Below are 26,172 nucleotides of genomic sequence, written 5' to 3' on the forward strand. Positions count from 1 at the left end.
GAGCGCCGCACCGAGCGGGACGCGGCGGTGCTCCCCGGGACGGGGCGCGCCCCGGGCTCCGTGCCGGTCGCGCTCGTCCCGGGAACATTCGTTCATCCCCAGTGCTTCATCTGTAAGAACAGACTGACACGTGACCTGATGACTGTCAACGGCGGGTGCCCCGAACTCCCCCGCACCCCTACTGATCAGGGTTTTTCCCGCGGCACAACGCGAAACGGCGCCCCGGCGGATGCATCGCCGGGGCGCCGTCGGGCACCGGGGTCACTTCGCCGAGCGCCCCACCAGGTCGAAGAACACGTCGTCCAGCGTCGGCCGGCGCAGCGCGAAGTCGCTGACCTCCACCCCCGCCTCCCGCAGCGCGCCCGCGGCCCGCTCGATGCCGCCGACGCCGTCGCGCAACCGCAGCCGGATCCGGCCGTCCACCTCGTCCCGCACCGGACGCTCCACCGCCACCGGGTGCAGCGCCGCCAGCGCGGCGCCCGCGCGCTCCGGCGCGGCCACCACGACCTCCAGCCACTCGCCGCCGACCTTGCGCTTGAGCTCGTCGGGGGTGCCGTCGGCGACGACCTCCCCGGCGGAGATCACCGCGATCCGGTCCGCGAGCTGGTCGGCCTCCTCCAGGTACTGCGTGGTCAGCAGCACCGCCACCCCGTCGCGCACCAGCTCCCGCACCATCTCCCACAGCGTCGCCCGGCTGGCCGGGTCCAGACCGGTGGTCGGCTCGTCCAGGAACAGCACCGCCGGATCGCCCACCAGGCAGCTCGCCAGGTCGAGGCGGCGGCGCATCCCGCCGGAGTAGGTGCCCAGCGGGCGGTCGGCGGCTTCGGTGAGTTCGAAGCGCTCCAGCAGCTCAGCCGCCCGCTCGCGGGCGCGGCGGCGCCCCAGGTGCAGCAGGCGGCCGATCAGGACCAGGTTCTCCCGGCCGGTCAGCAGCTCGTCCACCGCCGCGTGCTGCCCGGCGAGACCGATTCGCCTGCGCACCTCGTTCGGTTCCCGGACGACGTCGTGGCCCGCGACGCGCGCCCGGCCCTCGTCCGGCGCCAGCAGCGTCGCCAGCGTCCGCACCGCCGTCGTCTTGCCCGCGCCGTTCGGCCCGAGCAACCCCAGCACGGAGCCCGGCGGCACCGAGAGGTCGACGCCGCGCAGCGCCTCGTGCCCCCGGTAGCGCTTGCGGAGGCCTTCGGCCTCGATCCCCATGTCCACGCGCACTCCCACGCGTCGCCGCGCCACCGCGGTTCCGCTGCTCGAAGGACCGCCCGGGGTCACCGGGCGGAGGTACCCGACTGCTCGCGGAGGCTCCGGGGCCGCAGGTCGGTCCAGTGCTCCGCGACGTGGTCCAGCGCGGCCTGCCGGCTCACCCCGTCCAGCGCGACCCGCCAGCCCGCGGGCACCGCCGCGAAGGACGGCCACAGGCTGTGCTGCTCCTCGTCGTTGACCAGCACCGCGAAGGTGCCGTCCTGGTCGTCGAAAGGATTCGTCATCTCGAACGCTCCTCCAGTTCGCTCCCGCCATCGGCCTCCGCGCGCGGGCCGCTCTGCCATGCTCGCCACCTGGGCTGACGCTCCGCTGACGAATCCCTGACGCCCGGTGCCCGCCCTCGCGCGGGCGACCGAAGCCGGCCCCGCGCACGTCGGCCCGGAGCCGGGGAGAGCGGAGCCGGGGGTCAGGCCGTGAACTCGACCGGGAGGCTGCTGAAGCCGTGGACGAAGTTGGAGTAGAGGCGCTTCGGCTCACCGGTGACGCGGACCTCGGCGACCCGGTCCCGGAGTCCTTCGAGCATCGCGCCGACGTGGGCGCGGCCGAGGAAGGCGCCGACGCAGAAGTGCGGGCCGAAGCCGAAGGCGAGGTGCTTGTTCGGCTGCCGCGACAGGTCGAAGCGCTCCGGAGCGGTGTAGACGTCCTCGTCGAAGTTCGCCGAGGAGTTCCACAGCGTCACGACGTCCCCGGCCTCGACCACCTGGTCGCCGACCGGCACGTCCTGCAGCGCGCGGCGGCCGAAGTGCATCGCCGGGGTGGTCCAGCGCAGCACCTCCTCGGTCGCGCCGTCCACGTCGGCCTCGCCCGCCTTCAGCGCGGCCCACTGCTCGGGGAATTCCGAGAACGCCTTCACCGCCCCGATCGACGACATCCGGCTGGACTCGTCGCCGCCGAGGATGAGGCTGTAGCAGTTGAAGACGATCTCGTCCTCGGTGAGCGGTTCGCCGTCCACCAGACCGGTGGCCAGCGCGCTGATCACGTCCTCGCCCGGTCGGCGCCGCCTGCGGCGCGCCAGGTCGGAGAAGTACATCAGGATCTCGTTGCGGGCCATCAGCTCGTCCTGGGCCGCCTCGTCCGAGCTGTGCCTGCTGAGGGTGAGGGTGTTCCAGCGCACCAGCGGTGGCCGGTCGGCCGGCGGGATGTCCATCAGGTCCCCGATGGTGCCGATCGGCACGTGGTCGGCGACGTCGGTGGCGAAGTCGAACCGGCCCAGTTCGAGCGCCTGGTCCAGCAGCGCGCGGGTGCGCTCGTGGATGCCGCCGACGACGTGCTTGAGCACCCGCGGGGAGAAGGACTCCAGCACCAGCTTGCGGATCGCCTTGTGCCGCGGGCCGTCGGTGACCGCCATCATCTTGCCCGCGGCGGAGTCGTGTCCCTGCAGCAGCGTGGCCAGCACGTTGCCGCGCTCGGAGGTGAACCGCTTGTTGTCCCGGTACACCGACATCAGGTCGGCGTGCCGGGTGACCGCCCAGAACCCGGGCGCCCCGCCGACCGCGCGGTGCCGGTGCACCGGGCGCTCGGCGCGGAACCGGCGCCACATGTCGATCGGGTCCAGGTCCAGGAAGGTCTGCGGATCGGTCAGGTCGATCTCGGTCAGATCCGCGGGGATCGCGTTCATCGGCGCACTACCCGTCCTTCAACTCGACTCGTGCTCACAATTCCTCGTCCGGTCACCAGCGGGTCTCCACGTTCATGGTCCCTGTCCTGTCAGCGGCGAAGCCGCTCAGCAGCGACCGAGCACGCAGCCGGACCACCCGCGGGTTCTCAGCTGTTTCCTCGCGAGGACAGCTTTTCCCCCGTGGCGGAGCCACTCGGGAAAAAGATCCCGCAGCGAGGAAACAGCTGAGGTTCCGCCACCCGGCCACCTGTGCAACAGGTCCGCAGCTCATCGAGAAGCGTCGCGGTAGCGGCGCAGGCTGATCCAGGTGGTCACCGCGAACAGCGCGGCCAGCGTCACCAGCACCACGATTCCCGGGTGCTCGGAGGGAAATCCGGTGCCGGTGGTGACCGGATTGCCCCACAGCTGCCTGCACGCGGTGGCCACGGCGCTGATCGGGTTCCACGCGGCCAGCGGCACCAGCCAGCCCGGCAGGTTCTGCTCGGACAGGAAGGCGTTGGACAGGAACGGGAAGACCACCGCGATCAGCGGCGCCAGCGAGTCGATGGACTCCAGGCTGTGCAGCACCATGCCCAGCAGCACGCCGACCCAGAGCATCACGTAGAGGAACACGGCCAGCAGCCCGAAGCCCGCGATCACCTGCACCGGCCCGGTGTGCGGGCGCCAGCCCAGCAGCAGGCCGACCGCGGTGACCACGATCAACCCGACCAGCCCGACCAGGAAGTCCGCGCAGGTGTGTCCGAAGAGGACGGACGCGCGGGAGATCGGCAGCGACCGGAACCGGTCGATCAGCCCGCCCTGCCGGTCCGAGGCGACCGCGATCGCGGTCGGTCCCACCCCCGCCAGCCCGACCTGGAGCGCGGCGCCCGCGAACAGGTACTCCTGGTAGTCGCCCCCGCCGGGGATGGTGATCGAGCTCTGGAACAGGTAGCCCAGCACCAGGATCGACACCAGCGGGTTCAGCGTGATCCCGATGAACCGGCCGGGAGCCCGGCGCAGGTGGCGCAGCCTCCGCCCGGCCACGGCGGCCACCTCGGTGAGCACGGCACCGGGTCCGCCCGGCACCGCGATGCCGGCTGTTGCGCTCACGATCGCTCTCCTCCCGCCTGCGACCGGTCCGCCCGGTCGAGCTCGGCGGCCACCGCGACCCCGATCCGGGCCAGCGGTTCCGCCTCCATCATGTCGTCGTGCCCGCACTCGATCGGGTGGGCGAGCACGGCACCGTCCACGTGCGGCGCCCACCGCAGGGCCTTCGCCTCGATCTCCCGCTCCGAGAGCCCGTCGGTGGCGGTGAACAGCAGCATCGAGCCGCGCAGCACCCCGGGCCGGTGGCGCACCGACATCCGCGAGTGGGCGCGCATCACCCGAAGCATGGCCAGCACCCGGTCGCGGCCCATCTCGGCCAGCGGGTTGCCGTCCTGCTCCAGGGTGTCGGCGATGCGGTCGTCGGTGAGCTGGTCACCGGTGAGCTCGGCCCGCTCGTGGCCGATCAGCTCCCAGACCCAGCCGAGCATCGCCTGCTCGTCGTCATCGCCCTCGTCCGGTTCCGGCGGGTAGGCGTCGAGATCGGCGACCACGCCGACCTCCGCGCCCTCGGCCTGCAACCGCACCGCGATCTCGTGCGCGAGCACTCCGCCGAAGGACCAGCCGAGCAGGTGGTACGGGCCCTCCGGGCGGATCTGCCGAATCCGGCGGGCGTAGTCGGCGGCCAGCTCGGGCAGCGTCTCCGGGATCTCGGCGAGCTCGGTGATCCCCGGCGCCTGGAGGCCGTAGATCGGGCGATCGCCCAGGTGCGCGGTCAGCCCCACGTACGGGAGGCTGAATCCGACCCCGCTGTGCAGGCAGAACACCGGGGCCAGCGGGCGGTCCGGGCGCAGCGCGAGCACGGTGCCGAACGGGTCGGTGCCCTCGGTGTCGCGGACCTCGTCGAAGACCCGCTCCATCGCTTCGACCGCGTCCTCGCCCGCCTCCTGCTCGCGCTGCCGAGCGATGAGGGCGAGCGCGGCGACGTTCTGGTGCGCGAACAGGTCGGCGACCGCCAGCGGGATCCCCGCCGCGCGGGCCCTGCTGACCACCTGGATCGAGGTGATGCTGTCGCCGCCGACGGTGAAGAAGTTCTCCTCCGCACCGACCCCGGGCAGCCCGAGCACCTCGGCGAGGATGCCGCACAGCGCCTCCTCCACCGGACCGCGCGGTCCCCGGCCCCGCGCCTCGCCGGCGAGATCGGGGGCGGGCAGCGCGGCGCGGTCGACCTTGCCGTGCGCGGTGACCGGCATCGCCGCCAGCACCGCCCAGGCCGAGGGCACCATGTACTCCGGCAGCACCTGGGCGAGCCGGTCGCGGACCTGCTCCACCTCGACGCCGTCCGCGTCGGCGGCGACCAGGTAGCCGACGAGCCGCTTGTGCCCGCCGGAGTCGGCGACCACGTCCACCACGGCGTCGCCGATGCGCTCCAGCCCCCGCAGGGCGACCTCGATCTCGCCGAGCTCGATGCGGTGACCGCGGATCTTGACCTGGAAGTCGCGCCGCTCCAGGAACTCCAGCTGCCCGTCCGGACGCAGCACCACCCGGTCACCGGTGCGGTACATCCGCGAACCGTCCGCGGCGAACGGATCGGGCACGAAGGCCAGCGCCGTCTTCGCCGGATCACCCAGGTAACCCCGACCGACCCCGACCCCGGCGACGTAGAGCTCACCGACCACGCCGGCGGGCACCGGCCGCAGGTGGTCGTCGAGCAGGTGCAACCGGGTGCCGCGCACCGGGCGCCCGATCGGGGCGCGGCTGCGGCCGATCACGTCGGAGGCGGTGAGCACCGCGTGCGTGACGTCGTCGGAGCACTCGGTCGGCCCGTAGGCGTTCATCAGCGGGATCCCCGGGAACCGGGCGAACCAGCGAGCGCACAGGTCCGGCGGCAACGCCTCCCCGGTCACGACCAGCCAGCGCAGCCCGGTCAGGTCCGGTGCGGTTCCCGCGTCCCAGGAGTCCAGGGCGGCCCGCAGCAGCGTGGGCACCACCTCCAGCACGCTCACGCCGTCCGAGCCGACCAGCGCGAACAGCGCGTCCGGGTTCGCGGCGACCTCCCGGGGGACGACCCGGACGCGGGCGCCGGCCAGCAGCCCGGCCAACATCTGCCACACCGCGATGTCGAAGGTCACCGGAGCGTTGTGCACCAGCACATCACCCTCGACCAACCCCAAGTCCTCCACCTTCGCGAGCAAGTGGTTCACCATCCCCAGCCGGTGCACCATCGCCCCCTTCGGACGACCCGTCGAACCCGACGTGAAGATCACGTAGCCCAAGTCGAGACCGGAGCCCAGCGGTGGCGCGAGCTCCGCGTCCTCCACGCCGTCGAGCACCACCACCTCGACCGCCGCGCCCGAGTCCGCGACGACCTCCCCGGCGAGCTCCGCGTGCGCGGCGTCGGCCACCACGTGCCGGGCTCCGCTGTCGGTGAGCAGCCCGGCGAGCCGGGAACGCGGGGCGTGCACGTCCAGCGGGACGAACGCGCCACCGGCGCCGAGCACGCCCAGCACGCTGGTGACGAAGCCCGCGCCGGGGGAGGCCAGCACGCCGATCGGTCCCGCGCCCGCCAGCCGGCGGGACAGCGCGCTGGCCCTCGCCACCAGCGCCGCGTAGCTCACCTCACCGGTGTCGTCGGCGACGGCGATCGCGTCCGGAGTGCGGGTGGCGCGCTCGCGCACCAGCTCCACCACGCCGTCGGGAACGTCCTCGACCACCGCTCCGGTGCCGGTGGCGCGCAGTTCCTCCTCCTCGCCGGGGAGCAGCGCGTCCAGTTCGCTGAGCCGCCGGTACGGGTCCTCGGCGACGGCGGCGAGCACCCCCAGGAACCGCTGGGCCAGCGCGGCCACCGTCTCGCGGCGGAACAGGTCGGTGCTGTACTCCAGCGCGCCCCGCACGCGGTCCGGCGCGCCACCCGCGTGCAGCTCGTCGAGCTGCACCGTGAGGTCGAACTTGGCCCGCGGCGAGACCACCGGCTGCACCCGCGCCTCCAGGCCCGGCAGCGCCGCGGGCTCGTCCTGGTCGTTCTGCAGCACCAGCATCACCTGGAACAGCGGGTGCCGGGACAGCGAGCGACGCGGGTTCAACGCCTCCACGACGTGCTCGAAGGGCACCTCCTGGTGGGCGTAGGCGCCGAGATCGGCCTCGCGAACCCGGTGCAGCAGCTCGCCGAACTCCGGGTCCCCGGAGGTGTCGGTGCGCAGCACGATGGTGTTGACGAAGAAGCCCACCAGGTCGTCGGTGGCCTCGTCGGTGCGGCCCGCGATGGGGCTGCCCACCGGGATGTCGGTCCCGGCGCCGAGCTTGGTCAGCAGCACCGCCAGCGCGGCCTGGAAGACCATGAACGCGGTGACCCCGGACTCCCGGGCGACCGCCAGCAGCCCCTGGTACAGCTCGGGTTCCACGACGAACTCGACCTCGTCGCCGTGGTTGCCGCCGACGGCGGGGCGCGGGAAGTCCGTCGGCAGCGCCAGTTCCTCGGGCAGCCCGGCCAGCGTGCTCGTCCAGTGCTCCAGCTGGCGGGAGAGCGCGCTGTCCGGGTCGTCCGGCGCGCCCAGCACCTCCCGCTGCCAGATCGCGTAGTCGGCGTACTGCACCGGCAGCGGCGTCCAGCGCGGCGCCTTCCCGGCGCACCGCGCCCGGTAGGCCGCGGTGAGGTCGCGGGTCAGCGGCGCGATCGACCAGCCGTCGAAGGCGGTGTGGTGCAGCACCAGCAGCAGCACGTGCTCCTCCGGCGCGAGCCGGAACACCTGGGCCCGCAGCGGCGCGTCGGCGCTCAGGTCGAAGCCGCGGTCGGCCTCGGCGGTCAGCCGCGGCCCCAGCTCGTCGGCCGGGAGGTCGACCACCGGGAGGTCCGGGCGCGCGGCGGCCGCGGCGAGCACCTGCTGGTGCGGCAGGCCGTCGTGGTCCGGGATGACGGTGCGCAGGCTCTCGTGCCGGGCGACCACGTCGCCCAGGGCCGCGCGCATCGCCGTCACGTCCAGCTCCCCGGTCAGCCGCAGCGCGAGCGGAACGTTGTAGGTGCCGGTGCTCGCCGCCTCCAGCCGGTTGAGGAACCAGAGCCTGCGCTGCGCGTAGGACAGCGGCAGCTGCCCCGACCTGTCGGCCGGTGCCAGCGGCCGCCGCGCCCGCTCGGCCCCGCCGACCCGCTCCGCGAGCCCGGCGACGGTGCGCGCCTCGAACAGGTCCTTGATCGGCAGCTCCACGTTCAGGGCCGAGCGCGCCCGGCCCACGACGCGCGTCGCCAGCAGCGAATGCCCACCGGAGGCGAAGAAGTCGTCGTCGATGCTCACCTGCGGCACCCCGAGCACGTCCGCGAAGACGTGGCAGAGGATCTCCTCCACCGGGGTGCGCGGGGCGCGGCCCGCCCGCGGCGCGGTCTCCGGTTCCGGCAGCGCGGCCCGGTCCACCTTGCCCTGCGAGGTCAGCGGGAAGGAACCGAGCGCCACCAGCGCGGCCGGGACCATGTAGTCCGGCAGCGTGTCGGCCAGGTGCTCGCGCAGGCCGCGCGGCAGCACGCCTTCACCCCCGGCGGTGACCGCGTAGCCGACCAGCCGCTTGTCGCCCGCCTCGTCCTCGCGGACCACGACCACGGCCTGCTCGACCTCGGGATGGGAGCCGAGCACCGACTCCACCTCGCCGAGCTCGATGCGGAACCCGCGCAGCTGCACCTGGTCGTCGGAGCGGCCCGCGTAGTCCAGCTGGCCGTCCGGGCGCCACCGGCCGAGGTCGCCGGTGCGGTACATCCGCTCGCCGCCCTCCCGGAACGGGTCGGCCACGAACCGCTCGGCGGTGAGACCGGGGCGGTCCAGGTAGCCGCGGGCGAGCCCGCCGCTGAGGTAGATCTCGCCGACGGTGCCGACCGGGACGGGGCGCAGCGCCGCGTCGAGCACGTGCACCCGGTGGGCGGTGGTGGGTTCGCCGATCGGCGGGCGCTGGTCGCCGGCGAGCGGCCCGCTGATCGTCGCGCCGACCACGGCCTCGGTGGGCCCGTAGCCGTTGAACAGCCGCACCCGGTCGGCCCAGCGGGCCACCACCTCGGCGGAGCAGGCCTCGCCCGCGACCACCACGGTGAGCCCGGCGGGCAGCTCGCTGCCCGGGGGCAGCGACGCGGCGACCACGGGCGGGATGCCGACGTGCGTGATGCGCGCGGCGGAGATCAGGTCCACCAGCGGCTGACCCGGCATCCGGGTCTCGTCGTCGGTGAGCACCAGGGTGCCGCCGCGCAGCAGCGCGAGGCCGATCTCCCACACCGAGGCGTCGAAGCTGAACGAGGCGAACAGCAGCATCCGGCTGTCACGACCCAGCCCGAAGCGCTCCCCGTGGCTGGCGATCATCGCGCACAACGACCCGTGCGGGACCAGCACGCCCTTCGGGCGCCCGGTGGAGCCGGAGGTGTAGATGACGTAGGCCGGGTGCCCGGGCAGCAGCGGGCGGGCCCGCTCCGCGTCGGTCACCGGGCCGTCGTCGAACCCGGCGAGCTCGTCCTCGACCTCGTCCAGCGCCACCGCGGGCACGTCCCCACCGGAGAGCTCGGCGAGGGTGGCACCGGTGCCGAGCACCAGCGCGGGCCGGGCGTCGGCGAGCATGTGCTCGATTCGCTCGGCGGGCAGCTTCGGGTCCACCGGCAGGTAGGCCGCGCCGCTGGCCAGCACCCCGGCCACCGCCTCCACCATCAGGTGCGAGCGCGGCAGCACCAGCGCGACCAGCCCCTCCGGTTCGGCGCCGCGCGCGATGAGCCAACGGGCCAGCCGGTTCGCCCGCCCGGCGAGCTCGCCGTAGCTGCGGGAGTCCTCGCCGAAGACCACGGCCTCGTGCTCCGGGCGCTCGCGGGCCTGCTCGGCCAGCAGGTCCGGGGCGACCGCGCGCGGCTCGTCGGTGATCGTCCCGCCGAAGCGCAGCACCCGCAGCCGCTGCTCCGGGGTGAGCGACTCCAGCGCGCCCACCCGGGTCTCCGGCTCGGCGAGCGCGGTGCGCAGCAGCTGGACGAAGCGGTCGACGATCGCGGCGGCGGCCGGGGCGTCCAGCAGCGCGGGCTGGAACTGCGCCTCCAGCCGCATCGGCTCGCCGGGGTAGACGCCCAGCGCCAGCGGGTACTCGGCGACGACCCTGGCCAGGCCGCCGAGGGCGCGGACGCCGGGGACGATGCCGCTGAGCTCGCGGGCGTCGGACATCGGGTAGTTGTGGAAGCTCAGCACGGTGTCGAACAGCGCCGCGCCGGTCCCCGCCGTTCGCTGCACCTCGGGCAGGCCCAGGTGCCGGTGCGGGTCCAGCGCGAACTGCTGTTCCTGCAGCTCGGCGAGCAGCGCGCCGACCGTGCGGTCCGGGGCGGTGTCGACCCGGACGGGCAGCGTCGTCAGGAACGAGCCGAGCACCGCCTCCACCCCGGGCAGCTCGGCCGGACGACCGGAGTGCACCGCGCCGAACACGACGTCCCGGCGGCCGGTGAGCTGGCCCAGCAGGATCGCCCACACGCCCTGCACGACGGTGTTCGGGGTGAGCTCGCGGTCCCGGGCGAACTCGGCGAGCCGGCCGGTGAGCCCGTCCGGCAGGTCCACCACGAGCGCCTCGGGCAGCTCCGGGGTGTGTCCGGCGGCACCGGGGGCCAGCAGCGTCGGTTCGTCGAGGGTGCCCAGCGCCGCGCGCCAGGCCTCCTCGGCGGCTTCGACGTCCTGGCGGGCCAGCCATTCCAGGTAGCCGGAGTAGCGGGCCACCTCGGGCAGCGCCCGCGCGTCGCCGCCGCTGGCGGTGAGTTCGAACAGCTCCCGGCCGAAGATCGGGTTCGACCAGCCGTCCAGCACCACGTGGTGCACCGTCCACATCAGGCGGAACAGCTCGTCCCCGGTGCGCACCACGCCGAGCCGCACCAGCGGGGGACGCGCGAGGTCGAAGCGGCGGGCCCACTCCCGCTCGGTGAGCCGCTCCAGCTCGGCGGCGCGCTCCTCCTCCGGCAGGTGCGACAGGTCGGTCTCCTGCCAGGGCAGCTCGACCTCCGGCAGCACCACTTGCACAGGTTCACCGGAGCCGAGGCGGTGGAAGCCGGAGCGCAGCGCGGGGTGCCTGCGCAGCAGTGCCTCCCCGGCGGCGCGCACGGCGGCGGTGTCCAGCGGCCCTTCCAGGTCCACGGTCACCTGCAGCGTGTAGACGTCCAGTCCCTCCTGGTCCCGCTCGGCCTGCAGCAGCAGCCCCCGCTGCAGCGGCGTCGGCGGCAGCAGGTCCTCGATCGGGCCGAGCTCCCGCTCCAGGGCGGTGATCTCCCGCTGCCGCAACGGGATCAGCGGGAAGTCCGAGGGGGTGCGACCCCCGGCGCCCGGGGTGGCGGCGTGCCGGGCCAGCGCTTCCAGCGCGCGCAGCCAGCCCTCGGTGAGCTCGCGGGCGTCCTGCTCGGACAGCAGTTCCCCGGCCCACGTGCAGTCCACCACCAGGTGCGGGCCGTCGGCCCGGTCCTCGGTGAGCGAGGCGAACTCCGCCACGTAGCGCAGCGGCACGTCCGGGTGCTCGCCGACGCCGACGGCCTCGCCACCACCGGTGAACGACCACTCGGCCTCCTCGTCGACGCCGAAGCGGCCGAGGTAGTTGAAGCCGATCTCGGGGTGCCCGGCGGCGGCGAGCGCGCCGCGGGTCTGCGGGTTGACGTAGCGCAGCAGCCCGTAGCCCAGCCCGTCGTCCGGCAGCGCGCGCAACTGCTCCTTGACCAGCTTGAACGCCTCGGCGATCGCCGGTCCGCCCGCGAAGGCCTCGGCCGCGTCGAACTCGCCGGGGTCCAGCCGAACCGGGAACGCGGAGGTGAACCACCCCACGGTCCGGCTCGGATCCAGGTCCTCGGACAGGCCGGTGCGGCCGTGACCCTCCAGCTCGATCCGGGAGGCGGTGCCGCTCAGGCCGAGCCGGTGGCGCCGCTCGGCCAGCGCGACCGCGAGGCCGGTCAGCAGCACCGGGTTGATCTCGGCGTGGAAGGCGGCGGGCACGTCGGTGAGCAGCGCGGAGGTGAGCTCGGCGGACAGCTCCGCCCGCAGCGAGCGGGCGGTGCCGCGCACGTCGCGCGCCGGGTCCAGCGGGCGGTCCCCGAGCGGTCCGGCGTCGCGCAGCTGCTCGGTCCACACCGGCAGCTCGCGCATCCGCTCGGTGGAGCGGGCCTGCTCGCCGAGGGCCTGCGCCCAGCGCCGCAGCGAGGTGCCCACCGCGCCCAGCTCCACGGGATCGCCCGCCTCGCCGGCCCGCCAGGCGGCGGCCAGGTCGGGGACGAGCACCCGCCAGGACACCCCGTCCACGGCGAGGTGGTGCACCACCAGCACCAGCCGGTCCCGGCGCCCCTCCCCGGCGCGCACCAGCACCGCGCGCAGCACCGTCCCGTCCTGCGGAGCGAGCTCGGCGCGGGCCTCGCGGATCAGCCGGGCGCACTCGGCGTCCAGGTCGGTGGCGGCGGAGGCGTCGGCGGTGCGCAGCAGCGCGGCCGCGTCGACCGAACCGGTGGGCGCCGTCTCCAGCGCCCAGAAGCCCTCGGCGGGCACGTGCAGCACCAGGCGCAGCGCGTCGTGGTGGTCGAGCACGGCTCGCAGCGCGGTGACCAGCGAGTCGGCGGTCACCCCGGCGGGCAGCGCGAGCACGACGTGCTGGCTGAACTCGCGGACCTGCTCGGTCCGGGTGCCCACGTCCTCGCGGAGCTGCTCGGCGATCGGGGTCAGCTCGACCGCGCCCACTCCGTCCGAGGCGTCCGGCAGCGCCCGGCCGCCGATCGGCTGCACGACCTTCGCCAGTTCGGCGACGGTCTTGCGGCGGAAGATCTCGCGCGGGGTGAGCGCCAGCCCGGCGCCGCGGGCGCGGCTGACGACCTGGATGGAGCTGATGCTGTCGCCGCCGATGGCGAAGAAGTTGTCGTCCACGTCGACCGAGGGCAGCCCCAGCACCTCGGCGAGCACGGTGCACAGCACCTCCTCCTGCGGCGTCCGGGAGCGGGTGGCCGAGGCGGCGGCGAGTTCCGGCTTGGGCAGTGCGCTGCGATCCACTTTTCCATTCCCCGTCAACGGCAACCGGTCCAAGATCAGCGCCACCGCCGGGACCATGTACGACGGCAGTGCGGTGCCGAGCTCCGCGCGCACCCGCGCGGGGTCCGGCGGCGTTCCGGGCTCGGTCGCCACCAGGTAGGCGACGAGCCGCTTGTGCCCTGCCGGGTCCGGGACCACGGCGACGGCGGCGTCCGCCACGCCCGCGATCTCGCGCAGGGCGACCTCGATCTCGCCGAGCTCGATGCGGTGACCGCGGATCTTGACCTGGAAGTCCCGTCGCTCCAGGAACTCCAGCTGCCCGTCCGGACGCAGCACCACCCGGTCACCGGTGCGGTACATCCGCGAACCGTCCGCGGCGAACGGATCCGGCAGGAAGGCCAACGCCGTCTTCGCCGGATCACCCAGGTAACCCCGACCGACCCCGACCCCGGCGACGTACAACTCCCCCGGCACCCCGGCGGGCACCGGGCGGAGCTGGTCGCCGAGCACGTGGAGCCGGGTGCCGCGCACCGGGCGCCCGATGGGCACCCGCACGCCGAAGTCCTGCTCCCGGGCGGAGAAGACGCCGTGGGTGACGTCGTCGGAGCACTCGGTCGGCCCGTAGGCGTTCATCAGCGGGATCCCCGGGAACCGGGCGAACCAACGGGCGCACAGGTCCGGCGGCAGCGGCTCGCCGGTCACGACCAGCCAGCGCAGCGCGGTCAGCTCGGGGACCGCCAGCCCGGCGTCCCAGCCGTCCAGCGCGGCCCGCAGCAGCGACGGCACGACCTCCAGCACCGTCACGGACTCCGCCGAGGCCAGCGGGAACAGCGAGTCCGGATCGGCGGCGACGTCCCGCCGCACCACCCGGACGCGGGCGCCGGCCAGCAGCCCGGCCAACATCTGCCACACCGCGATGTCGAAGGTCACCGGAGCGTTGTGCACCAGCACATCACCCTCGACCAACCCCAAGTCCTCCACCTTCGCGAGCAAGTGGTTCACCATCCCCAGCCGGTGCACCATCGCCCCCTTCGGACGACCCGTCGAACCCGACGTGAAGATCACGTAGCCCAAGTCGAGACCGGAGCCCAGCACCGGCGCCAACACCTCGTCGACGGCGCCGTCCAGCTCCAGCACCTCCGCATCGCCCGCCACCTCGGCGGCGAGCTCGCGGTGCCCGGCATCGGTGATCACGCGGGCGCAACCGGCGTCGGCGATCAGCCCGGCGGTGCGGGCCGCGGGCGCGTTCACGTCCAGCGGCAGGAAGGCCGCGCCCGCGCCGAGGACGCCGAGCACCGCCGTGACGAACCCGGTCCCCGGCGCGGCCAGCACCCCCACCACGCCCGGCCGCACGCGGCGGGACACGGCGCTCGCCCGGGCCACCAGCTCCGCGTAGCCCAGCTCGCCCGCCTCATCGGCGACCGCGACGGCGTCGGGGGTGCGCGCCGCGCACTCGCGCACCCGCGCCACCACGTCCGTCGGCTCCACCGGCCCGTCCGGACCGGTTCCGGCGTCCAGCAGCCGCTCCCGCTCCCGCTCGTCGACCAGCTCCAGCTGCGCGAGCCTGCCGCCCGGATCCAGCTCGGCGAACCGGCGCAGGAACGCGCAGAACCGCTCCAGGTGCTCCCGGGCCTCCTGTTCGGAGTACCGGGCGCGGTTGGCGCTCAGGTGCACCTCGACCCCGCCGTCGGGGGCGTCGACGACGGTGACCTCCAGGTCGTCGACCAGTCCGGTGGACAGGTTGTGCACCACGACCTCGCAGCCCCCGAGGCTCGGGCGGGTCTCCTGCGGCAGCACGTTCACGAACGGCCCGAACGGCCGGTTGTCGTCGCTGGCCAGGCCCATGCCCTGCCGGATGCGGCTGACGCGGTGCCGCTGATGCTTGATCGCTCCGGCGAGCTCGCCGGAGAGCTGCTTGAGCAGTTCGGCGCGGGACATCGCGGGGTGCACCCGCAACCGCAGCGGCACGTAGTTGTTCACCATGCCCGGGATCGCGCGCATCCGGCGGTTCACCCGCGCGGTCACCGGCATCGACAGCAGCACGTCCGGCCCGCCGGTCATCCGCTGCGTGTAGACGCCGAAGGCGGCCAGCAGCACGGTCGGCACGGTCACCTTCGCCTCGCGCGCGGCGGCCCGCACCCGCTCCAGCACCCGCCACCCCACCACCTCGGTGACGCGGTGGAAGCGCTGCGCGGGCGCGGCGTCCGCGCGGGAGAGCGTGACGAGCTCGGGGGTCGCGGGGAAGCGCTTCGCCCAGAACTCACGATCCCGCTCGGCCTGCCCGGACACCGCGTACGAGGCCTCGGCGTCGATGAGCTCGCGCAGCGGCGGCAGCGCGCCGTCGGCGGCGGACTCCCCGGTCAGCAGGGCGTCGTAGAGCTCGCCCAGCCGACGCCAGAACACCACCTGGCTGAACCCGTCGCACAGCAGGTGGTGGATGCACATCGAGAAGAACACCCGGTCCGGCCCGACCCGCACCAGGGCCAGCCGGAACAGCGGGAACTCGGTGAGCGCGAACGGCCGGTCCAGCTCCCCGCCGATCCAGTCGCGGGCGGCGGCGACCGGATCGGCCTCGCCGCTGAAGTCCCGCAGCCGCAGCGGCGGCTCGGGCAGCGGCTCCACGCACTGCCGGGGCTCGCCGTCGACCTCGGTGAACCGGCAGCGCACGCACTCGGCCTCGGCCACCAGACCGGCCACCGCGCGGGTGAACAGCTCCACGTCCAGCGGCCCGGAGATGTCCAGGTAGCCGGCGGTGTTGTAGGCCGCGCTCCCGCCGGTGCCGCCGCTCGTCGCCGCCACCTCGTCGAACCAGATGTCGCGCTGCCCGGCGGACAGCGGCAGGCTCGGCGTCTCGACTGCCGTCATCGCACTCCCCTCGAAGACCTCACGCCCCGGTCACCCCTCCGCCGAGATCGGCCGAGGCGATGGCGTCCGCGCCGTAGATGTCGCTGACCCACTGCTCGTTGTGCACCGTGTCCAGGTACCGCTCCCCCAGGTCCGGGGCGAGCGCCACGGCGGTCGTCTCCGGCCCGGCGCCGTTGCGCTCCAGCCAGCGCGCCGCGCCGCACACCACCGTTCCGGTGGAGCCGCCGAACACGAACCCGCCGGCCACCAGCCGCCGCACCGTGCGCACCGTGTCCACCTCCGCCACGTGCACCACGTCGTCCACGAAGGACTCGTCGAGCAGCTGCGGGCGGACCCCGGTGCCCAGGCCGGGGATCATGCGGGGGCCGGGCGGGGTGCCGAAGGTGACCGACCCCTCCGAGTCGATCGCCACCACCCGCACCGCGGGCCGCACCTCGCGCAGGTAGCGGGCGCAGCCCATCAACGTCCCGGTGGTGCCCGCGCCGACGAACAGCACGTCCAGGTCCGGGAAGTCGCGCAGCACCTCCGGTCCGGTCGCGCGGTAGTGCGCGAGCCAGTTCGCCGGGTTCGCGTACTGGTTGAGCCAGACGCTGCCGTCGTTCTCCGCGCAGATCCGCTTCACCCGGCGCAGCCGCGCGCCGAGCAGGCCGCCCTCGGCGTCCGGTTCCCCGATCACCTGGACCTCGGCGCCCAGCGACTGCATCAGCTGGCGGGCGCCCAGGTTGCAGCGCGCGTCGGTGACGCAGACGAAGCGGTAGCCTCGGCTGGCCGCGACCAGGCTCAGCGCGACGCCGAGGTTCCCGGAGGAGCTCTCGACCAGCATGGTGCCGGGGACCAGCTGCCCCGCTCGTTCGGCGGCGGCGATCATCTCGGCGGCCGCCTTCAGCTTGATGGAACCGGCGAAGTTGAACCCCTCGCACTTGAGGAACAACCGGTGACCGGTCACCCGCAGCAGGTCCACGTAGAGGTCGTCCACGTTGAACTCGTGCGGTCTCGTGATGACAGGCACGCGACGTCTCCCGCCCACGCCGAGCCGAGGCTCAGCGCTTCCCGTAGCGATCCAGCTCGTAGAAGAAGTCCTCGACCACCCGCAGCCCGCCGCCGCGGGCCAGCTCGTCGTGGACGTACTTGCCCACCGCCAGGTCCAGCACCCCGAGGCCGAACGGCGAGAACACGACCGGCCGCCCGGTGTCGAGCCGGACCCGGCCGTCCATCACCTCGGCGAGGGTGCCGTCGAGGAAGTCCCGGTTCCCGGTGCGCTGCTCGGCCAGGTGCACCGAGGTGTTCGCCTTGAGGCAGTGCTCCACGTCGTCCACCACGTTCTGCGCGGACAGCACCACCTCCGGCGACAGGTCGCGCAGCGAGATGTTCAGCACCAGCGGCGCGTGCTCGAACCAGGAGGGTTCGGACACGTGCGGGACCCCGGCGACGGTGGCGAACACGACGAGGTCGCTGGCGCGCACCAGCTCCTCGCAGCTCTCGTGCACCGTGATCCGGCCCGCGGCGGTGGTGTTCTCCAGGTAGGACCGGAAGCCCTCGGCGTGCCCGGCGTCCAGGTCGTGCACCCCGACCTCGTCGAAGTCCCAGCCGGAGCCCAGCAGGTAGGTGTGGATGTAGCGGGCGATGAGCCCCGTGCCCACGAACCCGACCCGGCGCGGTCGGCGGTCCTGCGCGCTGAGCCGCTCGGCGGCCAGCGCCGCCGAGGCGGCGGTGCGCACGGCGCTGATGATGGAGCTCTCCAGGCACGCCAGCGGGTAGCCGGTGGCCGGGTCGTTGAGCACCAGCACCGCCGAGGCGCGCGGCAGCCCGGAGTCGATGTTGCGCGGGAAGCTGGAGATCCACTTGATGCCGTCCACCGCGACCGCTCCGCCCACCGAGGCGGGCAGCGCGATGATCCGCGACTCCGGCCGGTCCGCGAAGCGCAGGAAGTACGACGGCGGGTTCACCGTGTCACCGGCGCCGTGCAACCGGTAGGTGTCGGCGACCAGGTCCACCAGCTCGCGCTCCCGGCCGCTGAGCACCTCGTGCACCTGGGCACCGGGCACGACCGCGAACGTCGGCTTCTCGGGCATGGGGTCTCCGTTGCTGCTCGGGCGGCCCGGCTGGGCCGGCGTGGCTGCGGGCGGCCTCGCGGCGCGCTCGGCCGGTGCCGGGGTTCTCCCCGTCGCGGCGCGGAATCCGGGTCTCGCGACCGCCTCTCGCACCGGCTCTCCCGATGCTGCCCGCATCCGCTGACACCGAGCTGACTTCGAGCTGACGTCCCGGTTCGGGCGGGGTCGCCGGGGCGGGGCGGCCGCTCGGCCCACCGGTGCGACCGGGACCGAGCGGGTTCCCCGCGCTCGCCCGCCAGGGCGGCGATGCCGTCGCGCGGACGCACCGGAGGGGGTCGCTCCCCCTCTGAGAGGGCCGCTGGGGCGCCGCCCCCCGTCCCGCTAGGTCGTGGAGACCTTGCCGGAGACGAGCCCCTGGGCCAGGTTGAGCTGCTGCACGTGCGTGGTGCCCTCGATGAACTCCAGCGACTTCGAATCCCGCACCAGCTTGTCCAGCAGGGGGTGCTCCAGCCTGGCCGCGGGACCGAAGAACTCGCAGGCCAGCAGCGCGGCCTCCTCGGCGAGGTGCCCGGCGCGCAACTTCGCCGCCGAGGCGAGGTGCCCGTCCGAGGTGCGCGCGTCCACCGCTTCGGCGGCCCGCTCGGTCAGCGCCCGGGCGCCGTCGACGCGCCTGCCCAGCGCGTCGATCCGGTGCCGCTCGTCCTTGGACAGCGCGCCGCGGTGCGCGAGCACGTACTCGTGCGCGGCGCGGGCCATCCCGACGCCGATCGCCGCGACCCCGGGCCGCAGCAGGTTGAAGGTCTGCACGAACGCCCACATCCCGCGCCGGGTCGGCGACAGGTGCCGGCCGAGCACGTTCTCCTCCGGCACCCGCACCTCGTCCAGCTCGATGGAGCTGATCCGCGCCCCGCGCAACCCGATGCTGGGCAGCGGTGCCGCGGTGAAACCAGCGGCCGGGGTCTCCAGCAGCACCGGCACGATCCCGAGCGGGCCGGGTCCCGTGCGGGCGAACACCACGCCGAGCTGCGCGCGGCAGGCGTTGCCGACGTAGCGCTTCGCCCCGGTCAGCAGGTAGCCCCCGTCGTCGGCGGGCCGCAGCTCGGTGCCGAGCCCGGCGGCGTCGGAGCCGCGGTCCGGTTCGGTGAGCGCGAAGAAGGTCCACAGCGGACGTTCCAGCATCCGGCCGTAGAACAGCTCCCGCTGCCGCTCGTCGGCGACCAGGCCGACCAGCACCCCGGCCAGCAGCGGTCCCGGTGCGGCCACGAGCATCCCGGCGTCCGCCGCGGCCAGCTCCTCCATGATCACTACCCGCTCCCGGGCCAGCGCGCCGTGACAGGGCCGGCCGGCGACCGGGTCCGGATCGTGGCCGTGCTCCGGCGGGACGCCCATCGCGGCCAGGTAGCGCACGGCGGGCAGGTCGAAGTGCTCCCGGATCGCCTCCGGGTCGCGGTCCAGCTCCAGCGCGTGCGGGAGCAGGTCCGCGCCCAGCTCGCGGAAGTGCTGCCGCAGCTGTCGGTACCAGCGGTCGGTCATGGCCCCTCCGGGTGGGCGTAGGCGGCGGCCAGCAGCGCGGAGACGTCCGCGACGTGCCCGGGTCCGCCGAGGAGGTAACCGCTCGCGCCGAGCAGCCGCGCCAGCCCGCGATCGGCCGCGCCGAGCCGGTCGTGCGCGTGGGTCAGGTCCCCGGCGGTGCGCGGCTCGTCCCGGCCCAGCACGGCCCGCACCTCCAGTTGCCCGGTGAGCGCCTCGGCGAGCTGCGCGCGCACGAGCTGCCGGTGCAGCAGCGCGGAGTCCCCGGAAGTGCGCTCGCCGAGGTACCGGACGGCGGCCTCCCGCAGCGCCTCGGAGCACCCGAGCCGCAGCCACACCACCGCCTCGCCCCAGCCCTCCGGCTCGGCGCCGGGACGGCCCCGCAGCACCGCGACAGCACCACCGGGCAACCGCTCGGTGCGCTCCGCGCCGCCGCCGGCGAGCTCGGCGGGGACCACCGCGAACCCGGTGGGTCCGTGGTGCGGTGCGCGCGGGCTCAGCTCCGCGTGCAACCCGGCCAGCGCCGGGGCCAGGCCCTCCTGCCGCGCCCGCCCGCGCAGCAGCGGACCGAGCTCCCCGCCGGCGCCCGTCACCGGGGCCCCGCAACCACGCAGACGCCGAGGTCGCGGGTGGTCTCGTCGTAGTCCACCAGCGCCAGCGGGCCGGGGCGCTCGGCCAGCTCCGCCCACACCCCGGTGCACGGCTGGCCCGGGACCACCGAACGCACCTCGCGGCCGGGCAGGTCGCGCTCGGGATCGAGCGCGGGACCGGCCACGACCACCGGCCGCTCGTCCCCGGACAGCTCGTCGAGCACGGCCTCGATCGCGGCGGGCACCTCCGGGCGAGCCACGCCCGGCCGCTCGCGCACCGCGACCGGCGGATGCCCCCGGTCGCGCTCCAGCAGCAGCACCACCGCGGCGTCGCCGCTGGCCACCGCCGCCGGGGCGCAGTCCGGTTCGTAGGGCAGCGCCGCCTGGTCCGCCAGCACCACCAGCGCGCGTTCCCAGCCGTGCCGCTGGGCGTAGCAGCTCGCCAGCCGCAGCGCGGCGAACGGGGCGCACACCCCGTTGTCGGTGAGCGTGAACGAGAGCCCGTCCGGCACCAGCACCTCGGACAGGTAGGTCGGCGCCGCCAGCCTGCAGTCCAGGTCCGGCGTCGCGTGCGCGACGACGCCCAGCCGCACCGGCTCGGCCACCAGGTCGTGCTCGGTGATCAGCGCCGCCGCCATCGCCGCGAACGGGTTGCCGCGCTCGGCCAGCTCCGGCCGGTGCGCCACGCCGTAGGCACCGGTGAGGTCCTGGAAGTGCCGCAGCGAGAACTCGTCGTCGATCCGGTGCTGGCCCGCCGGGAAGCGGCGGTGCACGATGCGGCGGAGGCCCAGCGCCGAGGAGCTGAGCCCGTGCGGCGCGAGGGCCGCCGAGGTCCGGTACATGCTCAGCTCCCCGACTCGCCGAGGACGAAGTCGGTCAGCGTGCCCACCGTCTCGAAGTGGCCCATCTCCAGGCTGTCGGTGTCGAACTCGATGTCCAGCGCCTCCTCCAGGCGCATCATCAGCTCGAAGACACCGGTGGAGTCCAGCCCCAGCTCCTCGAAGATCTTCGACTGCTCGGTGAGCTCGGGCAGCTCGTAGTCCAGCACCGCCTTGAGCTCGGTGATCACGCTCGCGACGGTGGCCGCGCGATCGGGCGTGGTGGTGGGGTTCTGCGGCATGGGTTCGCCCTCTCCAGGTGGGTTGTCGTCGATCAGGAGCGCGCCGGCTCCGCGGGCGCGCCCTCCGGTTCCTGCGCCCGCAGCAGGTCCGCGGGCTCGTCCCGGCGGCGCACCAGCCGGGCGCGGCCGTCGCGGACCAGCACCTCGGCCGGGTGGCCGTGGCTGAGGAACAGCACCGGGGAGGCGCTGGGCCCGTAGGCTCCGGAGCGCAGCACCCCGATCAGGTCGCCCGCGCGCAGCGGCGGCAGCTCGACCTTCTTGCCGATCACGTCGTTCGGGGTGCACAGCGGGCCGGTGATGTTCCAGGTCTCGCTCGCGGGCTCGTCCCAGCGGCTCAGCACCCGGATCGGGAAGTTCCGCTTCACGAAGGACCCGATGCCGACCGCGGCCATGTGGTGATTGGTGCCGCCGTCGGCGACGGCGAACCGCTCCCCGTGCGAGGTCTTCACGTACTGCACGCGGGTGACGTAGGTCCCGGCCTTGGCGGTGAGGAACCGGCCCAGCTCCATCACCAGCCGGGTCCCCGGGTGCCGCGCGGCGAAGTCGTCGATCAGCGGGTTCACCAGCGCGGTGAGCACGTCCACGTCCAGGTCGGACTCGCCGTCGAAGTAGGCCACGCCGAGCCCGCCGCCGACGTCCACCAGCTCGGGCGGGAAGCCCAGGTGCGCCGAGAGCCGGTCGGCGAGCTCCAGGATCTGCCGGGTGTTCTCGGCGACGCTGTCCTCGGTCAGGATCCGGGTCCCCATGTAGACCTGGACGCCCATCAGCCGCACGTGCGGGTGGCGGGTCGCCAGCTCGGGGTCGGCGAGCAGCTGGTCCTCGTCGAATCCGAACTGACGGGGCTTGCCGCCCATCGTCAGGCCCGAGCCCTTCACCGAGAAGTTCGGGTTCACCCGCAGCACGACCCGCGCGGTCCGGCCGCGCCGCGCCGCCAGCTCGTCGATCACCGCCAGCTCGGGGAAGGACTCGCAGATGATCGCGCAGATGTCCTCGTCCAGGCAGGCCTCGATCTCCGCGCGGCTCTTGCCCGGTCCGAGGAACAGGATGTCGCGGGGTTCGACCCCGGCGCGGCGGGCGGTGATCAGCTCCGCCATCGAGGAGACCTCGGCTCGCGCCCCGCTCTCGTGCAGCAGGCGGCAGATCGCGACGTTCGGGTTGGCCTTGAGCGAGAAGAACACCTCCAGCGCCGGGTGCAGCCGCTCGCGCAGCGCGGTCATCCCGCCCGCCAGCTCGTCGCCGTCGTAGAGGTACATCGGGGTGCCGAACTCGGCTGCCAGGTCGGAAATCCCGTTGCCCTGCACGGTGAACTCCGCGCTCATCCGGTTGCCTCCATCCCCGCCAGGCGGGAGCTGATCTCGGCGTCGAGCGCGCCGAGCTGATCGGTCGAGTCGGCCACCAGGAAGCCGTAGAGCCTGCCGTCGAAGGGCTCGCCGGCCCCCGCGGCGGCGTTCACGGTGGCGAAGTTGTCCACCACCAGGCCGATGCCGTCCTTCCAGAGCAGCCCGTCGAGCGCGGCCCGGACCTCGGCGAACGGCAGCGGCGCGGTGAGCCGCAGCGCGTGGTGCCGGGCGAGCGCGACCTGGCCCTCGGACGTGAGCCGCTCCTGCAGGGGCAGCTGGTACGTGGACATGTTGTTCCGGGCGTTGATCTCCAGCAGCGGGAACAACCCGCCGTCCGGCTCGACCAGCGCGTCCACGCCCACCACGCCCCGGTAGCCGTCGGCGGCGAGCCGGGCGCCGATCAGCGCGGCGGCCTTCTCCACCACCGCCAGCTGCTCGACGTCCAGCTCCGCCGGGAAGCGATGTCCCTTGTGGACGCCGCCCTCGGTGAGCGCCTCCTTGACGAAGTCGAACCGCACCGATCCGTCGCCGTGCACGGTGAACTGGTAGTTCAGGTCGGCGCGCTTGGCCACCCACTGCTCGATCACGAAGGCCAGCCGGCCCCCGGTCTCCTCCGCCTTCCGGGCGAGCATCCGGTGCAGCCGGTCCAGGCGGCGGACCGAGTCCACCACCGCGATTCCCTTGCCGGAGACCCCGAACGCTTCCTTCACCACGACCGTCGTGCCCGCCGCCACCAGCTCGCGGGCTCCCGCGATGGCCGCGTCCAGCTCAGCGGTGGTCTCGCAGGTCCAGCCGCGCGGTTGCCGCAAGCCGAGCTCGTCGGCGGCGAGCCGGCTGTAGACCTTGCTGTTGACCGCCTTGCACAACGCGGCGCCCGGGGTGGCCAGCGGGATCCCCGCCTCGGCGGCGAGCCGCTCCTCCAGCTCGGAGACGCCGTGCGGCGCCAGCCGGGCGCCCCGCTCCGCGAGCCCCCGCAGCACCTCCAGCAGCGCCGGGTCGCCGAGCACGTCCTCGGTCACGATCCGCTGCGCGTCCTGGTGCGCGACCGCGTGCACGGTCGGCACCGGCAGCCCGAGCTCGCGCAGGTGCGCCAGGTGGTCCGGATCCGGCGGTGCCTTGACGAGCACGTGGTCGTCGGAGCTCGCGGGCAGCAGCGCGAACTGGTCCATGCGGTTGACCACCGCGGTCCCGCCGGGCGCCGAGAACCGGGGCAGCCCCAGCTCGCCGCGCGCCCACAGCTGCTCGACCTCGAAGTTGCCCAGGAACACCAGCGGCGTCCCCGGATCACCGGTCAGGGCCTCCTTGAGCCGCCGGTTGAAGTCCTGCCCCATCTCGCCCCCGCTCACTACCTACCGTTGATCACGCATGGTGTGCCTCGCGCCTGCTCCTCGTCAGCGGCGAAGCCGTCGAGACCCACCGCCCGACCTCCTGCGCGGACCGAGAACGACAGGCGCTCTCAGTGCTGGAAGACCATCGCCGCGAACGTCTGCCCGAGCCCGACCGACGTCATCAGGTAGCGGTCTCCGGGGCGCAGCACGCCGCCGTCCACCACGGACCGGTAGTTGATGAAGGGGTCGGCGCAGAAGCAGTGCCCCGTGCGCGGCAGGTTGTCCATGAACAGCTTCCGCTTCGGGACGCCGAGGTTGTCCGCCGCGACGGTCCAGGAAACCCGGTTCACGTTGTGCGGCAGCAACAGGTCGATGTCGTCGAGCTCCAGGCCCGCCTCGGCGACGGCCGCGAGCACGACCTCCGCGAGCACGTCCTGGTAGATCTTGCGGGCGTCCGCGGCGACCTCGGCGTTCATGTCGATGACGCCGTCCGCGCGGCCGTAGATCCGGCTGGCGTAGCCGAGCATCCGGTCCCGCTCGCCGCCCGCGCGCACCAGCACCGCGGCCGTGCCCTCACCCATGATCGAGACGTCCGTGACCCACTGGGTGAACGGGGTGAAGGTCTTCTCCCCGGTGAGGATGAGCGCCAGCGCGTCGGGATCGCCGTCGGCGGACAGCAGCGTGTCGCACACGTCGATGGCGAGCAGCCCGGTGGCGCAGCCGTGGTCGGCGACCCCGAACCCGTGGGCGTGGCCCAGCCCCAGTTCCTCCCGCACCCGCTGCAACGGGCTGTGCGGGTAGGGCGCGGTGGTGCGCAGTCCCTTGCCCCGCACCACGTAGCGGACCCGGTGCTCGTTGCCGCGCAGCGAGTTCAACCCGCGCGCCGCCGCCAGCAGCAGGTCGGTCTCGGACTCCCGCGGCGCCTTGCAGATCTGGTCCAGCCCGTAGAGCCGGGTGAACCGCCGCAGCTGGAGGTCGTTGAGCCCCAGGGGCTCCTGCAGCGCGGCGACCGGTTCGGTCGAGGGCAGGTGCCGGGCCACCTCGACCAACGACGTCATCGCCGCACCGCCGGAACGCGGCCGTGACCGCACCTGCTGGAGTTCATGGGTTTCCTCCTCGTCGAGCGCCGCGCGAACACGAGCGAACGGATCGACTCCCACCCTCCAACCCGACGCTGACGAAGGGCTGACGCACCGCTGACGCCCGCTGACCACCCCGTCCCGCGCGGGGTCGGGCACCGGCCGGGCCGGCGGGCTCCGCCGCTGTCACCCGCCGCGGATTCGGCGGCGGGCCGGTCAGCGGTCGGGCTCAGAAGGGGGAGGTGACCGCGTCGAGGTGGGCGTCCAGCTCGCGGAACTCGGACCGGTGCGCCCGCAGCCAGCTCCAGTAGGCGGGGACCCTGCGGGCGAGCGCGCAGTAGTTCTCGCGCACCGCCTCGGCGATGCCGCGCAGCCGGTCCGGGGAGACCGCGCCGCGACGGGACACCAGCAGCACCTTGCGCCAGACCGCCTCCTCCGGGGCCACCAGCGCCACCCCGGGCACCAGCGGTCCGGTCGGGCTCACCAGCGCGGCCGCTCCGGCGCCGGTCACCCAGGCCATCGCCTCCGCCTGGCCCGCGGCGTGGTGCACCACCTCGGGCTCCGCGAGCTCCAGCCGGCCGAAGAACTCCCGCTCCAGGACGTGGAACCAGTGCCCGCGCTGGTGGCGCACCCAGGTCAGCGAGTCCAGCCGCGCCCGGTCCGCCAGCTCGGCCCCGGCCAGCGGGTGCCCGGAGGGCAGCGCGAGCCACATCGGTTCCCGGAAGATCACCTCGGACAGCAGGTCGGCGTCCACGCCGCGCAGCGGGTCCTCGGTCTCCGCGCAGGGCACCACGCAGGCGGTGTGCGCGTCGTCGCTGACCGCCTGCACGCACCGCGCCGCGTCCAGGGTGACCGTCTGCAGCTCGACGTCCGGCAACCGCTCGGCCAGCTCGGAGCGCAGCCCGACCGGGGTCCACTCGGCGGTGGCCACCCGGATCACGCCGGAGGACATCGAACTCGACTCCGACACGATCTCGTCGGCCCGCTCGGCCAGCTCCACCATCAGCGGGATGATCCGCTCCCCGAGCACCGTGGGACTGATGCCGGAGTTGGAGCGCACGAACAGCGGGCCGCCCAGCGCCGACTCGATGCGCCGGAGCTGCATGGTCAGGCTCGGCTGCGGGAGGGTGAGGCGTTGCGCGGCGCGCGAGATGCTGCCCGCTTCCGCGAGCGCCGCGACCACCCGTGCATGGCGTACCTCGATCTGCATCTTCGGCCGACCTCGCATCCTCCGGGCCTCAACGGCGGCGGTCTGCGAGTTCCGGTGGTGCGCCTGCCTCCAGCGCGCAGGCGAGCTGAACGCACCGTCAGCACGACGGCGCGTTGCGCAGGAACACCATGAACCCCCAGAACATGTTGCTCACCGAAGATCATACCCGGCGGGGAGCGT

At 74.0% G+C, this 26,172-nt stretch carries 15 protein-coding genes; all 15 read right to left on the minus strand.

What is annotated here, in order from left to right; translation table 11 throughout:
• Positions 1 to 261: 261 nt before the first annotated feature.
• The 15 genes from ACL03H_RS22115 to ACL03H_RS22185 all read right to left on the minus strand — a co-directional run bounded on the left by ACL03H_RS22115 (position 262) and on the right by ACL03H_RS22185 (position 25,992).
• Positions 262 to 1,197: an ATP-binding cassette domain-containing protein gene (locus ACL03H_RS22115; protein WP_412813257.1), complete on the minus strand. Its 936-nt coding sequence runs from the start codon at positions 1,195 to 1,197 to the stop codon at positions 262 to 264.
• Positions 1,198 to 1,262: 65 nt separating this feature from the next.
• Entirely contained in the window at positions 1,263 to 1,481 is a 219-nt protein-coding gene (locus tag ACL03H_RS22120) for an MbtH family protein (protein ID WP_412813220.1), read from the minus strand.
• Positions 1,482 to 1,663: 182 nt separating this feature from the next.
• Complete coding sequence (locus ACL03H_RS22125) at positions 1,664 to 2,875, minus strand: cytochrome P450 (RefSeq protein ID WP_412813221.1); 1,212 nt, start codon at positions 2,873 to 2,875, stop codon at positions 1,664 to 1,666.
• A 267-nt stretch (positions 2,876 to 3,142) separates the two neighbouring features.
• The gene (locus ACL03H_RS22130) at positions 3,143 to 3,964 is read right to left on the minus strand and encodes an ABC transporter permease (protein ID WP_412813222.1); all 822 of its coding nucleotides are present in this window, start codon (positions 3,962 to 3,964) and stop codon (positions 3,143 to 3,145) included.
• Entirely contained in the window at positions 3,961 to 15,744 is an 11,784-nt protein-coding gene (locus ACL03H_RS22135; protein WP_412813223.1) for an amino acid adenylation domain-containing protein, read from the minus strand. The genes ACL03H_RS22130 and ACL03H_RS22135 overlap by 4 nt, the downstream gene beginning before the upstream one ends.
• Positions 15,745 to 15,763: 19 nt before the next feature.
• Positions 15,764 to 16,753 (minus strand): 2,3-diaminopropionate biosynthesis protein SbnA, encoded by a 990-nt coding sequence (sbnA, locus tag ACL03H_RS22140; RefSeq protein ID WP_412813224.1) that lies wholly within the window; start codon positions 16,751 to 16,753, stop codon positions 15,764 to 15,766.
• A gap of 31 nt (positions 16,754 to 16,784) precedes the next feature.
• Positions 16,785 to 17,816, minus strand: coding sequence for a 2,3-diaminopropionate biosynthesis protein SbnB (gene sbnB / locus ACL03H_RS22145; RefSeq protein ID WP_412813225.1), 1,032 nt, complete (start codon positions 17,814 to 17,816; stop codon positions 16,785 to 16,787).
• 360 nt (positions 17,817 to 18,176) lie between these two features.
• Positions 18,177 to 19,328, minus strand: coding sequence for an acyl-CoA dehydrogenase family protein (locus tag ACL03H_RS22150; protein WP_412813226.1), 1,152 nt, complete (start codon positions 19,326 to 19,328; stop codon positions 18,177 to 18,179).
• Positions 19,325 to 19,918, minus strand: coding sequence for a DUF2786 domain-containing protein (locus tag ACL03H_RS22155; protein WP_412813227.1), 594 nt, complete (start codon positions 19,916 to 19,918; stop codon positions 19,325 to 19,327). Before ACL03H_RS22155 ends, ACL03H_RS22150 begins: the two co-directional genes overlap by 4 nt.
• Complete coding sequence (locus ACL03H_RS22160) at positions 19,915 to 20,757, minus strand: hypothetical protein (RefSeq protein ID WP_412813228.1); 843 nt, start codon at positions 20,755 to 20,757, stop codon at positions 19,915 to 19,917. Before ACL03H_RS22160 ends, ACL03H_RS22155 begins: the two co-directional genes overlap by 4 nt.
• 2 nt (positions 20,758 to 20,759) lie before the next feature.
• The gene (locus tag ACL03H_RS22165) at positions 20,760 to 21,035 is read right to left on the minus strand and encodes an acyl carrier protein (RefSeq protein WP_412813229.1); all 276 of its coding nucleotides are present in this window, start codon (positions 21,033 to 21,035) and stop codon (positions 20,760 to 20,762) included.
• A gap of 32 nt (positions 21,036 to 21,067) precedes the next feature.
• Positions 21,068 to 22,354, minus strand: coding sequence for a type III PLP-dependent enzyme (locus tag ACL03H_RS22170; RefSeq protein ID WP_412813230.1), 1,287 nt, complete (start codon positions 22,352 to 22,354; stop codon positions 21,068 to 21,070).
• Entirely contained in the window at positions 22,351 to 23,721 is a 1,371-nt protein-coding gene (locus ACL03H_RS22175) for a preATP grasp domain-containing protein (protein WP_412813231.1), read from the minus strand. Before ACL03H_RS22175 ends, ACL03H_RS22170 begins: the two co-directional genes overlap by 4 nt.
• A 110-nt stretch (positions 23,722 to 23,831) precedes the next feature.
• On the minus strand, positions 23,832 to 24,761 hold the full coding sequence (locus ACL03H_RS22180; RefSeq protein WP_412813232.1) for a 3-oxoacyl-[acyl-carrier-protein] synthase III C-terminal domain-containing protein: 930 nt from the start codon (positions 24,759 to 24,761) through the stop codon (positions 23,832 to 23,834).
• A 250-nt stretch (positions 24,762 to 25,011) separates the two neighbouring features.
• Positions 25,012 to 25,992 (minus strand): LysR family transcriptional regulator, encoded by a 981-nt coding sequence (locus ACL03H_RS22185; protein WP_412813233.1) that lies wholly within the window; start codon positions 25,990 to 25,992, stop codon positions 25,012 to 25,014.
• Between the last annotated feature and the right edge of the window lie 180 nt (positions 25,993 to 26,172).

The sequence above is a fragment of the Saccharopolyspora antibiotica genome (genome assembly GCF_047200635.1).
Classification (GTDB): Bacteria; Actinomycetota; Actinomycetes; order Mycobacteriales; family Pseudonocardiaceae; genus Saccharopolyspora_C.